This is a genomic window from Rhizobium sophoriradicis (assembly GCF_025200795.1).
Taxonomy (GTDB): Bacteria; Pseudomonadota; Alphaproteobacteria; order Rhizobiales; family Rhizobiaceae; genus Rhizobium; species Rhizobium sophoriradicis.
Genome location: NZ_CP104152.1, coordinates 594,395 through 607,319 on the forward strand (window position 1 = coordinate 594,395; position 12,925 = coordinate 607,319).

General features: G+C 61.9%; 15 protein-coding genes. 11 read left to right on the forward strand and 4 right to left on the reverse strand.

Features of this window, described 5'->3' with window-relative positions:
- Positions 1-54: 54 nt before the first annotated feature.
- A complete protein-coding gene (locus tag N2597_RS02810; protein ID WP_009990581.1) occupies positions 55-372 on the forward strand; it encodes a pyrophosphohydrolase domain-containing protein in 318 nt (105 codons plus the stop codon).
- 19 nt (positions 373-391) lie between these two features.
- Here N2597_RS02810 and N2597_RS02815 read toward each other — a convergent pair whose 3' ends face one another.
- The 3 genes from N2597_RS02815 to N2597_RS02825 all read right to left on the reverse strand — a co-directional run bounded on the left by N2597_RS02815 (position 392) and on the right by N2597_RS02825 (position 3,283).
- A complete protein-coding gene (locus tag N2597_RS02815; protein ID WP_096762594.1) occupies positions 392-883 on the reverse strand; it encodes a GNAT family N-acetyltransferase in 492 nt (163 codons plus the stop codon).
- Between the two features lie 14 nt (positions 884-897).
- A complete protein-coding gene (tldD, locus tag N2597_RS02820; protein ID WP_096762593.1) occupies positions 898-2,313 on the reverse strand; it encodes a metalloprotease TldD in 1,416 nt (471 codons plus the stop codon).
- A 307-nt stretch (positions 2,314-2,620) separates the two neighbouring features.
- On the reverse strand, positions 2,621-3,283 hold the full coding sequence (locus N2597_RS02825; RefSeq protein WP_077990964.1) for an invasion associated locus B family protein: 663 nt from the start codon (positions 3,281-3,283) through the stop codon (positions 2,621-2,623).
- Between the two features lie 315 nt (positions 3,284-3,598).
- Between N2597_RS02825 and coxB the strand changes: the two genes are divergently transcribed.
- The 7 genes from coxB to N2597_RS02860 all read left to right on the forward strand — a co-directional run bounded on the left by coxB (position 3,599) and on the right by N2597_RS02860 (position 9,821).
- On the forward strand, positions 3,599-4,483 hold the full coding sequence (gene coxB / locus N2597_RS02830) for a cytochrome c oxidase subunit II (protein WP_077990963.1): 885 nt from the start codon (positions 3,599-3,601) through the stop codon (positions 4,481-4,483).
- Between the two features lie 18 nt (positions 4,484-4,501).
- Complete coding sequence (ctaD, locus tag N2597_RS02835; RefSeq protein WP_038687311.1) at positions 4,502-6,202, forward strand: cytochrome c oxidase subunit I; 1,701 nt, start codon at positions 4,502-4,504, stop codon at positions 6,200-6,202.
- Between the two features lie 68 nt (positions 6,203-6,270).
- Positions 6,271-7,221, forward strand: coding sequence for a heme o synthase (locus N2597_RS02840; RefSeq protein ID WP_077991119.1), 951 nt, complete (start codon positions 6,271-6,273; stop codon positions 7,219-7,221).
- On the forward strand, positions 7,221-7,361 hold the full coding sequence (locus N2597_RS02845) for a cytochrome c oxidase system small membrane protein (protein WP_038687313.1): 141 nt from the start codon (positions 7,221-7,223) through the stop codon (positions 7,359-7,361). Before N2597_RS02840 ends, N2597_RS02845 begins: the two co-directional genes overlap by 1 nt.
- Positions 7,358-7,966, forward strand: coding sequence for a cytochrome c oxidase assembly protein (locus N2597_RS02850; RefSeq protein ID WP_077990962.1), 609 nt, complete (start codon positions 7,358-7,360; stop codon positions 7,964-7,966). The genes N2597_RS02845 and N2597_RS02850 overlap by 4 nt, the downstream gene beginning before the upstream one ends.
- A gap of 60 nt (positions 7,967-8,026) precedes the next feature.
- Positions 8,027-8,905: a cytochrome c oxidase subunit 3 gene (locus N2597_RS02855; protein WP_010055616.1), complete on the forward strand. Its 879-nt coding sequence runs from the start codon at positions 8,027-8,029 to the stop codon at positions 8,903-8,905.
- A gap of 433 nt (positions 8,906-9,338) precedes the next feature.
- On the forward strand, positions 9,339-9,821 hold the full coding sequence (locus tag N2597_RS02860; protein WP_009992277.1) for an HIT family protein: 483 nt from the start codon (positions 9,339-9,341) through the stop codon (positions 9,819-9,821).
- A gap of 40 nt (positions 9,822-9,861) precedes the next feature.
- Here the strand turns inward: N2597_RS02860 and N2597_RS02865 are convergent, their stop codons facing one another.
- Complete coding sequence (locus N2597_RS02865) at positions 9,862-10,503, reverse strand: chloramphenicol phosphotransferase CPT family protein (protein WP_096762592.1); 642 nt, start codon at positions 10,501-10,503, stop codon at positions 9,862-9,864.
- Positions 10,504-10,647: 144 nt separating this feature from the next.
- On the opposite strand from N2597_RS02865, the gene N2597_RS02870 reads away from it, so the two are divergent.
- The 3 genes from N2597_RS02870 (at position 10,648) to ispH (ending at position 12,916) form a co-directional block, all read left to right on the forward strand.
- Positions 10,648-11,028, forward strand: a complete 381-nt coding sequence (locus N2597_RS02870) for a DUF983 domain-containing protein (RefSeq protein ID WP_096762591.1) — start codon at positions 10,648-10,650, stop codon at positions 11,026-11,028.
- Positions 11,021-11,776: an SURF1 family protein gene (locus tag N2597_RS02875; RefSeq protein ID WP_096762590.1), complete on the forward strand. Its 756-nt coding sequence runs from the start codon at positions 11,021-11,023 to the stop codon at positions 11,774-11,776. Before N2597_RS02870 ends, N2597_RS02875 begins: the two co-directional genes overlap by 8 nt.
- A 138-nt stretch (positions 11,777-11,914) precedes the next feature.
- Complete coding sequence (ispH, locus tag N2597_RS02880) at positions 11,915-12,916, forward strand: 4-hydroxy-3-methylbut-2-enyl diphosphate reductase (protein ID WP_039618273.1); 1,002 nt, start codon at positions 11,915-11,917, stop codon at positions 12,914-12,916.
- The last annotated feature ends 9 nt before the right edge of the window (positions 12,917-12,925 follow it).

Consider the following 12,925-nt stretch of genomic DNA (forward strand, 5'->3'; position numbering starts at 1 on the left):
TCTGGACAAGCATCGGGAATCAGCGTCTCCTCCATAAACAAAAGGAGAACGCTGATGTTGCGTCGTCTTGCCGACCAGTTCGAAATCTCATCCGCCGCCCATGTCGCTGCAAACGGTATCGAACGCGATGCCGATTGGTTTCTCTTGAAGCTGCAGGAAGAAATGGGCGAGTTGACACAGGCCTGGAACCGGCTGACCGGCCGGGGTCGTGCCAAGGGCCGTTCGCCCGAGGAAATGCGGCGCGATCTGGCCGACGAGACCGCCGACCTCCTCGGCCACCTGCTGCTGTTTGCCCGCAGCAACGATATCGATCTTGCCGCGGCGATCGAACGCAAGTGGCTGTTTCAGCCGGCGGAGCTGCCGAAGAGCTAAGGCATATCGGCTGCGTGAATCAGCCGAGCTTGTAGCGATAGAACTTGTTGTCCACCGCCATCAGCGGGAAGGCGCGGGGCAGGGCGCTCCTGGCAATCTCGGTAAAACCGTTCTTCTCGTAGAAGCGATGGGCAGCGACGAACTTGTCGGTCGTGCCGAGGAAGATATCGGTGAGGCCGGCGTCCCTGGCATGGGCGAACATGCGATCGAGGAGCAGCGCCGCCACGCCGTGTTCGCGGCCGCGCACCTCGGCGGCGACGAACATCTTGCGCAGCGCCGCTTGGTTGTGGCCGATATCCTTCAAGCCCAGCGTGCCGACGATCGCGCCGTCCTTGACGGCGACCCAGAACTGCCCTTTGCCGGATTGGTAGAAATCCGGGATGACCCTCAGGTCCGGCTGCGCATCGGCGGTGATGTCGATGCCGAATTCCTCGCGCTGGATCGGCAGGATCACCGACAGCACGTCGTCGGCGTCGCCTTCGGCAAAAGGTCTGATTTCGATCTCCGCCATCAGCTCCTCCCGCCTCAGGTCTGCGTGCCGCCGACCGTGATCTGATCCATGCGCAGATGCGGCTGGCCGACGCCGACCGGAACCCATTGGCCGGCCTTGCCGCAATTGCCGATGCCGGTGTCGAGCTTCATGTCGTTGCCGATCATCGTGACCCTCTTCATCGCATCAGGGCCGTTGCCGATCAGCATCGCGCCCTTGATCGGCGCGCCGACCTTTCCGTTCTCGATCAGATAGGCCTCGGTGCATCCGAAGACGAACTTGCCGGAGGTGATATCCACTTGGCCGCCGCCGAAGGAGACGGCATAAATGCCCTTCTTCACCGAGGCGATGATTTCATCCGGCGTCTTGTCGCCGCCGAGCATGTAGGTGTTGGTCATACGCGGCATCGGCACATGCGCATAACCCTGGCGGCGGCCGTTGCCGGTGGGCGCCATGCCCATCAGCCGGGCGTTCTGCCGGTCCTGCATATAGCCGACGAGCTTGCCGTTCTCGATCAACACGTTGTAGCCGGAGGGCGTGCCCTCGTCGTCGATGGTGATCGAGCCGCGGCGGTTGTCGATCGTGCCGTCGTCGACAACGGTAACGCCGGGTGCTGCCACCATCTGGCCGAGAAGGCCGGCAAAGGCGGACGTCTTCTTGCGGTTGAAATCGCCTTCCAGCCCATGACCGACCGCCTCGTGCAGCATCACGCCCGGCCAGCCGGAGCCGAGAACGACGTCCATCGTGCCCGCCGGCGCATCGATCGCCTCGAGGTTGACGAGCGCCTGGCGCAGCGCCTCGTCGGCGCCGAACTTCCAGCTTCCCGTCGCGATGAAATCGCCGAAGCCGATGCGGCCGCCCTGGCCATAGGAGCCGCTTTCCTGCCGGTCGCCATCGCCGACCACGACCGAGATGTTGATGCGCGTCATCGGACGGATGTCCTGGACGCGATGACCGTCGGCGCGCAGGATGTCGACCATCTGCCAGCTTGCCGCCACCGAAGCCGTTACCTGTCTCACCTTGTCGTTCTTGTTCCTGAGATAGGCGTCGATCTCGGTCAGCACCTTCACCTTTTCCTCGAAGCTCGGTGAGCCGATCGGATTTTCGTCGGCATAGAGTTTGCGGTTCGTGCGCTGGGGTGCCGCTGCATAGCTGCCGGCATAACCGCGCGTGACCGCACTGACGGCATCGGCCGCCCGTTTCAGCGCCGTGACGGAAAGATCGCCCGCATGCGCATAACCCACCGCTTCGCCGGCAACGGCACGAAGGCCGAAACCCTGCTCGGTATTGAAGCTGCCGCCCTTCAGTCGGCCATTGTCGAAGGTCAGCGCTTCGGCCTGCGCATGCTCGATGAAGAGCTCGCCGTCATCGGCGCCGGCGAGCGCCTCGGCGACAAGGCCCCGCATCGTGGCTTCGTCGGCATCGAAAAGCGTCAGGAGATCGGTGGTCATGGTCTGGCTCCAATGGGCATGCGGGAATGCGCTTACTCACCTAGATAGGGCTCTACCTGATAAAGAGTGAAGCCCTGCGGCGGAATTATTCTTTGTTGGGAGAAGGTACTCGGTCTTGTGCGACACTGGCCCGTTCAGCGGATGCTGCCCCTCACCCTAACCCTCTCCCCGTGAGCGGGGAGAGGGGACGTGCCCTGCGAAACGTGGGCGGGGAACCGAGAGGTTGCGGCGATGCCCCTTCGCCCCGCGAGCGGGGAGAAGGTGCCGGCAGGCGGATGAGGGGCGGACCAGGAGACGGAAATTGCCCTTACGGCAGCGCGTCAAAACCCTCGGCAAAACCCTTGAGGTCGACGGGGATGCCGATGCCTTCTTCGGGGGTCTGGAAGACGATGAAGGTTGCCTGGGCGCCGCTGCGGAAGGTCTTCAGCAACTCGTCCTCGAGCACGACTTCGGCATAACAGCCATCGGCGAAGCAGCGCACGAAATAGGCGCGGCCGATATCCTTGCCGTCGACATTGAGGCCGAGGCCGTTCGGCAGCAGCACCCCGAGCGGTGCAAGCACGCGCAGGATCTTCGACTTGCGGTCGGCCGTCTTCAGGACGACGACGGAAAGCCCGACTTCCGGCCTGTCTTCGGCGATGACGTTCTGCATCAGAGCGCATTGTTCGGCCGAAGCGCCGGCCGGCTTGTCGCAGACAACGGACCAGGCGCCATGATTGGATTTCACCGTGCCCGGCGCCTGCGGCTGCGTCTGGCCGGGCGTCACCGGTTCGACTTTCGGGCTGGCGGCGTTCGGCTGCTGCGGGGCAGGCGCCGGGGCGGCCGGTGCTGGTGCGGTGGGCGGGGCTGGGGAGGGAGCGGGTTGCTGTGCGAAAACGGGCGTCGCCGCGGCAGCCGCGATGCTGACAGTCACGACGAGCGACTGCGCGAGGGAACGGAAACCCATGAAAACCTCTGGATATCGAATCATTGCGGCTATTGTTGAAGCTGCCCACCGGAAATGAAAAGCCCCACCCCGTGAAAACCGGGGGACTGCGGCAGAAATTGGACCTTTCGGCAAGAATGTGCGGCGGCCGGATTGGCCGGAAAGGTGTTTTTTCATATGCTGATGAAAAACTTGTGATGTTTTGCCCTTCGGGCCTGCCTATGCTTTAAGCAAAAATGCCGCATAGACAATTGCTCTGGCCTGTTGCGGCAAATGCCAAACTGTGGTTTGAAGCGCTGAAGATGGCAAGGATTCTGCATTGGTTTTGCAGGTCAAGCGCTCGAGGGAGATAATAAGGTGATGAAGAAGGCTTATGCAGCTCTGACCGCGCTGGTCTGTCTGCTTTTTGCTTCCGGCACATATGCCGACCAGCCGACGCCGTGGCAGGCGACGCTGCAGCCGGCTGCGACCCCGATCATGCGGGAAATCCAGTGGTTCGAACAATATACCCTGTGGTTTATCGTTCCGATCACGCTCTTCGTTCTGATCCTGCTCATTCTCGTCTGCGTCAAGTTCCGCGCCAGCGCAAATCCGGTGCCCTCGAGAACGAGCCACAACACGCTCATCGAGGTCATCTGGACCGTGGGGCCGGTCCTGGTGCTGCTGCTTCTCGCCATTCCTTCCTTCAACCTGCTGACGGCGCAGCTGACGCTGCCGGAAAATCCTGACGTCACGGTCAAGGCGACCGCCACCCAGTGGCAGTGGAATTATGAATATGAGGGCTCGGGCGAAACGCCGCTGGCCTTCGATTCCTATCTCCTGAAGGATCAGGACCGTGCCGCCGCAGGCAAGGAAGACAAGTCGGTCTATCCCCGGCTTCTCGCCGTCGACAACGAGCTGGTGCTGCCGGTCAACAAGACCGTCCGCGTTCTCGTCACTGCCGCGCCGACCGACGTCATCCACGCCTTCGCGATGCCCTCCTTCGGTGTCAAGATCGACGCCGTTCCCGGCCGCCTGAACGAGACCTGGTTCAAGGCCGAGCGCGAAGGCCTGTTCTACGGTCAGTGTTCCGAGCTTTGCGGCAAGGACCATGCGTTCATGCCGATCGCCATCCGCGTCGTCTCCGAGGACAAGTACAAGCAGTGGCTGACCACGGCCGCCAGCGACCTGCCCGGCGCCTATAAGACACTCATGGCCGCAACCGATGGTCCCGCAAAGACCGTCGACGTCGCCGAAGCACAGTAATTAAAGGGGATCGGGACAATGGCTGGACCTTCCGCTCACGACGATCATTCTCACGGTCATGCCCATGATGACCACGCCCATGATCATGACCACGATCACGGGCACACGCCGAGCTTTGTCAATCGCTGGCTGTTTTCGACCAACCACAAGGACATCGGCACGCTCTACCTGATCTTCGCGATCATTGCCGGCATCATCGGCGGCGCTCTGTCGGTGGCCATGCGCATGGAGCTGCAGGAGCCGGGCATCCAGATCTTCCACGGCCTGGCCTCGATGGTCTACGGCTATGAGGGCGATGCCGCAATCGACGGCGCCAAGCAGATGTTCAACATGTTCACGACCGCGCACGCGCTGATCATGATCTTCTTCATGGTCATGCCGGCGATGATCGGCGGTTTCGCCAACTGGATGGTGCCGATCATGATCGGCGCCCCCGACATGGCCTTCCCGCGCCTCAACAACATCTCCTTCTGGCTGATCGTACCGGCCTTTATCCTGCTGCTGCTTTCGATGTTCGTTGAAGGTCCCGCAGGCGCTTATGGCGCCGGCGGCGGTTGGACGATGTATCCGCCGCTGTCGACCAGCGGCATGCCGGGGCCGGCAGTCGACCTTGCGATCTTCGCGCTCCATATTGCCGGCGCCTCGTCGATCCTCGGTGCGATCAACTTCATCACCACCATCCTCAACATGCGCGCGCCCGGCATGACCCTGCACAAGATGCCGCTGTTCGCGTGGTCGGTGCTGATCACTGCCTTCCTGCTCCTCTTGTCGCTGCCGGTTCTGGCGGGTGGCATCACCATGATGCTCACCGACCGCAATTTCGGCACGGCCTTCTTTTCTCCGGAAGGCGGCGGCGATCCGATCCTCTACCAGCACCTGTTCTGGTTCTTCGGTCACCCCGAGGTCTACATCCTCATCCTGCCGGGCTTCGGCATGGTCAGCCACATCATCTCGACCTTCTCGAAGAAGCCGATCTTCGGTTACCTCGGCATGGCCTACGCCATGGTCGCGATCGGCGCCGTCGGCTTCGTCGTCTGGGCCCACCACATGTACACGGTCGGCCTGTCGCTCGACGCGCAGCGCTACTTCGTCTTCGCCACGATGGTCATCGCCGTTCCGACGGGCGTGAAGATCTTCTCCTGGATCGCGACGATGTGGGGCGGCTCGATCTCGTTCCGCACGCCGATGCTCTGGGCGATCGGCTTCATCTTCCTGTTCACGGTCGGCGGCGTCACCGGTGTCCAGCTCGCCAATGCCGGTCTCGACCGGTCGCTGCATGACACCTATTACGTCGTGGCGCACTTCCACTACGTTCTGTCGCTCGGCGCCGTCTTCGCGATCTTCGCCGGCTGGTATTACTGGTTCCCGAAGATGACCGGCTACCTCTACAGCGAATTCCTGGGCAAGCTGCACTTCTGGATCATGTTCATCGGCGTCAACCTGGTGTTCTTCCCGCAGCACTTCCTCGGCCTCGCCGGCATGCCGCGCCGCTACATCGACTATCCCGATGCCTATGCCGGCTGGAACTACGTCTCCTCCGTCGGCTCCTACATCTCGGCCTTCGGCGTGGTGGTCTTCCTCTTCTGCGTCTTCGAGGCCCTCGCCAAGAAGCGCGTGGCGGGCGACAATCCGTGGGGCGAAGGCGCGACGACGCTCGAATGGCAGCTGCCTTCGCCGCCGCCCTACCACCAGTGGGAACAGCTGCCGCGCATCAAGTAAACTGTGCGGATAACAGGACGCCGCATCTCGATACGGCGTCCTGACATTGAGACATTCAGGACGGAATGATGACGGTCATCGACAATCACGAGGCGCTTGCAGAGGACGGCGAATTGTCGGAAGCCAGCGCACGCGATTACTTCGAACTCTTGAAGCCACGGGTGATGTCGCTCGTGGTCTTCACTGCTTTTGCCGGCCTGGTGCTGGCGCCGGGCCATATCAATCCGGTCCTCGGCCTGATCGCCATCCTCTGCATCGCCGTCGGCGCCGGCGCCTCCGGTGCGCTCAACATGTGGTACGACGCCGATATCGACGCCGTCATGAGCCGCACCGCCAAGCGTCCTATCCCGGCCGGCCGCATCGCGCCCTCCGAGGCGCTGGCCTTCGGCCTGGTGCTGTCGGGCTTTTCGGTCGTCATTCTCGGCCTTGCCGTCAACTGGCTGTCGGCCGGCATCCTCGCCTTCACCATCTTCTTCTACGCCGTCATCTACACCATGTGGCTGAAGCGCTCGACGCCGCAGAACATCGTCATCGGCGGTGCCGCCGGCGCCTTTCCGCCGATGATCGGCTGGGCCTGCGTGACGAACACGGTGACGATCGAGAGCACGGTGCTCTTCCTGATCATCTTCCTATGGACGCCGGCGCATTTCTGGGCGCTTGCCCTCTTCAAGATGCGCGATTACGAGGCTGTCGGCGTGCCGATGCTGCCGAATGTTTCCGGCGAGCGGGTCACCAAACATCAAATCGTCGCTTATGCGGTGCTGACGGCCGTCTGTGCGGTCCTGCCGTCCTTCCTCGGTTTTGCCAGCTACGGTTACGGCCTCGTCGCCGCCGCCCTCGGGGCGATCTTCGTCTACTGTTCCATCGCGGTCTGGCGCATGCCGGACGGCGATCTGAAGATGATCCCGGCAAAGAAGCTCTTCGCCTTCTCGATCTTCTATCTGTTCGCCGTCTTCTCCGCCCTGATGATCGACCGGCTGGCCGCCATGCTGGTTTCGCAAGCGGGAGGCTTGTTCTGATGGATCTCGTCAAGCTCACCGAAAAGCAGATGAAGTCGCGCCGCAACCGCAACATCGCCCTCGGGCTGGTGCTCGCCGGTCTCGTCGTTCTCTTCTACGTGATGGCGATCGTGAAGATGGGTGGGGGAGCAGCCGGATGAGCGACAAGGCCGCCGCACCGAGGAAGCAGGGGCGCAACAACGGCGCCGTCGTCATGATGTGCCTGAGCTTCGTCTTCGGCATGGGGGCGATGAGCTATGCCGCCGTGCCGCTCTACCGTCTCTTCTGCCAGGTGACGGGCTATAACGGCACGACCCAGCGCGTCGAGCAGATGTCGAGCGTCGTCCTCGACCGCAAGATGCGGGTGACCTTCGACGCCAATGTTGCGCCGGGCCTGCAATGGAATTTCAAGCCGGTCGAGCGCGAGGTCAATCCGAAGATCGGCGAAACCATCCAGGTCAATTTCGTCGCCGAGAATCGCTCGAACGAGATCCAGCGCGGCCAGGCGGTGTTCAACGTCACGCCGGGCGAAGCGGGCGCCTATTTCAACAAGGTGCAATGTTTCTGCTTTACCGACACGGACCTGAAGCCGGGCGAGAAGCTGGAAATGCCGGTCGTGTTCTACATCGACCCTGATATCGTCAAGGCGGTGGAATCGAAGGATATCCACACGGTGACGTTGTCATATACGTTCTATCCGAAAGAGGGTCCGAAGCCTGTCGCTTCGAATGAGGGTGGAGCGGTGAAGATAGAAAAGAAACTTTGATCAAGGCTCGTTTCCGGCTATGCCGGGAGCGAAGTGAGGAAGACATCCGGGGATAGCTACATGGCCGATGCGCACCAGAAGAATCACGACTACCACATCATCGATCCGAGCCCGTGGCCGATTCTCGCCTCGTTCGGCGCCTTCATCATGGCGATCGGCGGCGTCTGCTACATGCGCTACCTGAACGGCGGCTCGTTCAAGGTTGCCGGCGCCGAGCTCGCCAATCCCTGGCTCTTCTATATCGGCCTCGTGCTGGTTCTCTACGTCATGTACGGCTGGTGGGCCGATACGGTGAAGGAAGCCCATGAGGGCGCCCATACCCGCGTCGTCTCGCTGCACCTGCGCTACGGCATGATCATGTTCATCGCTTCCGAAGTGATGTTCTTCGTCGCCTGGTTCTGGGCCTATTTCGACGCCAGCCTCTATCCGAACGAGGCAATCCAGGCCTCGCGGCTCGCCTATACCGGCGGCGTCTGGCCGCCGAAGGGCATCGAGGTCCTCGATCCCTGGCACCTGCCGATCTACAACACCGTCATCCTGCTGCTGTCCGGCACGACGGTCACCTGGGCGCACCATGCGCTGCTGCACAATGACCGCAAGGGCTTGATCCAGGGCCTGACGCTGACCGTGCTGCTCGGCATATTCTTCTCCACCGTCCAGGCCTATGAATATGCTCATGCGCCTTTCGCCTTCAAGAATTCGATCTACGGCGCGACCTTCTTCATGGCGACCGGTTTCCACGGTTTCCACGTCCTCGTCGGCACCATTTTCCTGCTGGTCTGCCTGCTGCGCGCGCTGCGCGGCGACTTCACCCCGAAACAGCATTTCGGCTTCGAGGCGGCCGCCTGGTACTGGCACTTCGTCGACGTCGTCTGGCTGTTCCTGTTCTTCTGCATCTACGTCTGGGGCGGCTGGGGCGCACCCGTCGCAGCCGGTTGATCGGGAAGATATTGAAACGAAAGGCGGGCCTGGTGCCCGCCTTTTTTGTATGGTTCGCTCCATCCTCCGTCATTGCGCGGCTGCCCGGTTCGGAACAATGGCTGCCCCTCACCCTAACCCTCTCCCCGTAAACGGGGCGAGGGGACGTGCCCTGCGAGAGGTTAGTGGGGAACGGAGAGGTCGCGGCTATCCTCCTTCGCCCCGTTTACGGGGAGAAGGTGCCGGCAGGCGGATGAGGGGGCCGTCCCCGCGATCTCCTGGGACAAGACGGAGCGCGTGCATGGATGCCGAGCATGACGAACAGTGAGGCGTACGATTGGCAGGAGGCGGACACTCATCCATTCTTTGTCATCGATAGAGCATTGGCATGATCCGGGAGAGGTCTTGAGTGCTCCATCTGCAAAATTCCTGAATTCATAGAGGAGTAGGCAATTTGCAGATCCCCGATCGTTTTCATGTTGTCGAGACGGATGGATGGCTGGTGAACCACCGGGTGAATTCCGCTCTTCCCGGTTATCTCATGATCAGTTCCAAGCTGGACACCAACGATCTTTCCGATCTGTCCGAAGCCGCATTAACGGAGCTTGGTCCATTGCTGGCGAAAGCTCAGGACGTACTGAAGCGGAAACTGGGAGCGCAACGCATTTATATCGGCCGGTTTGGACACTCTCCCGGCTATCCCATCCATTTTCATGTGATCCCGATCTATGCTTGGGTGGAGGAACTGTTCTGGAAAGACAGCCGCTATCGCGTGCTTCAGAATTTTGCGGACGGGCCGGGAGAAACCCCGACAGACGGCGCTGAGCTGACGCTGTTTGTCTGGCGCGAGTTTTGCGAGCGCGCGCTGCCGCCCCAGGTTGAAGGCCGATCCGTCACGCAGACCATTGAATTGCTGCGGGAAGCAATGCGAGCTTGATCGCCAAACGCCGCTTACACCTGCTGGCATCCTATCGCCATCAGCGCCCGCCAGCGATTCTCTCGAAGGCTGAAGGTTCGGGGCTGCCGAGATCGAGCCGGTGGCGGATCGCCTCGGCGCATTCCAGAGCGGTCAGCACCGACGTATCGACCTCGATGTCGTAAATGCCGGGCCGGTGCACTTCGTCCTGCCATCGCTGCACCGGTTCGGGGATCGGCACGTCGTCGGTGGCGCGCAGATACAGTGTCTCGCGGCCCTCCTCTGCAACCTCCCGCCGCTGCATGATCGTCTCGATCGGACAGCGCACGCCGACGAACAGCACGGAAAATCCTTCAAGGCGCCGGGCGCAATCGCCGAGAATGCCGAGCGGCTGTGAGTAGCTGTCGTGATGGCCGAGATCGGCGACGACGTTGAGGCCGAGCCCGGCATGGATGGCGATCGATTCATAGAGGGCGGCATAGAGGAATGGTATCAGCTCTTCCAACTCCGGCCGCTCGCCGCCGGGTCTGAGGCCGATGCCGGGCAAATAGCGCCGTGGCGTCATGGCATTGTAGCTGTCGACGCCGAGGTTGATCCACGGTCCCTCGAATTCCTCCTGGATTGCCCGGGCGATGCTGGATTTGCCGCTCCGCGGGGCACCGTTCAGGATGATGATCTGCCCTGCATGGCTGTCATGGGTCATCGTTCTTCTTCTTCTTCTGTTTGGCGCGAATCGGTGAGGCGAAACCGCGCAGGCCTTTCCATTCGGGATGCGAATACATTATGGGAGAGTTAAGGCAGCATTGAACAAGCCGCGACCGCGAAGGCAACTGCGGGAAGGAATGGCATGAACGAGGACAGCGCTCATTTTCCCCCCGTCGATCCTGTTAAAACAGGTATCAAGGGCTGCTGCCCGCGCTGCGGTCAAGGCCAGCTGTTCGATGGCCTGCTCGGGGTAAAGCCGCATTGCGCCTGCTGCGGCCTCGATTATTCCTTCGCCGATTCCGGCGACGGTCCTGCTGTCTTCGTCATCCTGATCGTCGGCTTTGTCATCATCGGCATGGTGCTCTGGCTGCAGGTGAATTACGGCCCACCGATCTGGGTGCATATCCTGCTGTTCGGGCCGCTGACGATCATCCTGTCGCTGCTGACGCTGCGCTGGTTCAAGGGCATCCTGATCGCCATGCAATACCGCCACAATGCCCGCGAGGGACGCCTGAGTGACTGATATGGACCGCGCCGCCCCGCGCCGCCGGCTGCCTGTGATAACAGGCGTGCTGGTGCTGATTGCGCTCGCCATCCTGATCTCGCTCGGCACCTGGCAGGTGGAGCGTCTCCACTGGAAAGAGGGCCTGCTCGCCGATATCGCCGCGCGCCAGGCTGCCGCGCCCGTGCCGCTCGCCGATATCGAGGCAATCGCGGCATCCGGCGGCGACATCGAATACCGCAAGGTCACCGCTACCGGCCGCTATATCAACAACAAGGAGCGGCATTTCTTCGCCACCTGGCGCGGCCAGACCGGCTTTTACGTCTACACCCCGCTCGAGCTTGCCGACGGCCGGGTCCTCTTCGTCAATCGCGGCTTCGTTCCCTATGAGAACAAGGAACCGGAAATGCGCATGCAGGGCCAGTTGACGGATCAGCAGACCGTCACCGGCCTGGCGCGGGCAAAACTTCCCGGCAAGCCCTCCTCGCTGGTGCCGGACAATGACGTCGCCAAGAACATCTTCTACTGGAAGGACCTCGACGTCATGGCCGACAGCGTCGGGCTGGAGAAGGGGCGTGTCATCCCCTTTTTCGTCGATGCCGATTCAGCGCCCAATCCGGCCGGCCTGCCGATCGGCGGCGTCACCCAGGTCGATCTGCCGAACGACCATCTGCAATATGCCTTCACCTGGTATGGCCTGGCCGCCGTGCTCGTCGTCGTGGTGGCGATCTCCTGGTTCCGCAAGCCGGGCAACAAACACTCGCAATAGTATCGCTTCAATTCTCGACTATATTGGGCTAGACGTCGATTACGACCTCGCGGGACGTCGCTGTTGAAGCTGGACCTGGCCACGTTCTCCCTCATTCCTGTGACAGGTACAGGAATATGAATTCTTGACGGAAAAGACATGAATATTGCGGCGAAACCTCCCCTGACGATCAGGCTCTGCGGGCCGCGCGGCTTCTGCGCCGGCGTCGACCGCGCCATCCAGATCGTCGTGCTGGCGCTGAAATCCTATGGCGCTCCGGTCTATGTGCGCCACGAGATCGTCCACAATCGTTATGTCGTCGAGGGGCTGGAGGCCAAGGGCGCCGTCTTCGTCGAGGAACTGGACGAGATCCCGGCCGAGCATCGCGCCCAGCCGGTGGTCTTCTCCGCCCATGGCGTGCCGAAATCCGTGCCGGAGGATGCGGTTAGCCGAAACCTCTTCTATCTCGACGCCACCTGTCCGCTGGTTTCCAAGGTCCACAAGCAGGCGATGCGCCACAACCGCCTCGGCCGCCATGTCGTCCTGATCGGCCATGCCGGTCATCCTGAGGTGATCGGCACGATGGGACAGCTGCCGGAGGGCTCTGTCTCGCTGATCGAGACGATCGAGGATGCCGACGCCTACGCGCCCGCCGACCCGGACAATCTCGGCTATGTCACCCAGACGACGCTGTCGGTCGACGATACGGCCGGCGTCATCGCCCGCCTGCAGGAGCGTTTTCCCAAGCTCACAGCGCCGGCGGCCGATTCGATCTGTTATGCGACGACCAATCGCCAGGAAGTGGTGAAGCAGGCGGCCCCCGGCTGCGATCTCTTCATCATCGTCGGCGCGCCGAATTCCTCCAATTCCAAGCGTTTGGTCGAAGTGGCGCTGAGGGCAGGGGCGAAGAAATCGATCCTGGTGCAACGCGCCGCCGAACTCGACTGGGACGAGATCGGTGCGATCTCGACGCTCGGCCTTTCCGCCGGCGCTTCCGCGCCCGAGGTCATCGTCAACGAGATCATCGAGGCGTTCCGCGCCCGCTTCGACGCCCGTGTCGAACTGGCCGAAACGGTGCAGGAAACCGAGAATTTCCTGGTCAATCGCGAGCTGCGCAGCATCGAGCTGACGGCGGCCGACATGGCCTTCGTCAACGGCTAAGCCGAACCG

Excerpts from the sequence above, each read along its gene's own strand:
- tldD (WP_096762593.1), bottom strand. The coding sequence starts at position 2,313 with ATGACCACCGATCTCCTGACGCTTTTCGATGCCGACGAAGCCACGATG.
- ispH (WP_039618273.1), top strand. The coding sequence starts at position 11,915 with ATGAATATTGCGGCGAAACCTCCCCTGACGATCAGGCTCTGCGGGCCG.
- N2597_RS02840 (WP_077991119.1), top strand. The coding sequence starts at position 6,271 with ATGACGGTCATCGACAATCACGAGGCGCTTGCAGAGGACGGCGAATTG.
- N2597_RS02865 (WP_096762592.1), bottom strand. The coding sequence starts at position 10,503 with ATGACCCATGACAGCCATGCAGGGCAGATCATCATCCTGAACGGTGCC.
- N2597_RS02825 (WP_077990964.1), bottom strand. The coding sequence starts at position 3,283 with ATGATTCGATATCCAGAGGTTTTCATGGGTTTCCGTTCCCTCGCGCAG.
- N2597_RS02810 (WP_009990581.1), top strand. The coding sequence starts at position 55 with ATGTTGCGTCGTCTTGCCGACCAGTTCGAAATCTCATCCGCCGCCCAT.
- N2597_RS02850 (WP_077990962.1), top strand. The coding sequence starts at position 7,358 with ATGAGCGACAAGGCCGCCGCACCGAGGAAGCAGGGGCGCAACAACGGC.
- coxB (WP_077990963.1), top strand. The coding sequence starts at position 3,599 with ATGAAGAAGGCTTATGCAGCTCTGACCGCGCTGGTCTGTCTGCTTTTT.
- N2597_RS02870 (WP_096762591.1), top strand. The coding sequence starts at position 10,648 with ATGAACGAGGACAGCGCTCATTTTCCCCCCGTCGATCCTGTTAAAACA.
- N2597_RS02815 (WP_096762594.1), bottom strand. The coding sequence starts at position 883 with ATGGCGGAGATCGAAATCAGACCTTTTGCCGAAGGCGACGCCGACGAC.
- ctaD (WP_038687311.1), top strand. The coding sequence starts at position 4,502 with ATGGCTGGACCTTCCGCTCACGACGATCATTCTCACGGTCATGCCCAT.
- N2597_RS02845 (WP_038687313.1), top strand. The coding sequence starts at position 7,221 with ATGGATCTCGTCAAGCTCACCGAAAAGCAGATGAAGTCGCGCCGCAAC.
- N2597_RS02855 (WP_010055616.1), top strand. The coding sequence starts at position 8,027 with ATGGCCGATGCGCACCAGAAGAATCACGACTACCACATCATCGATCCG.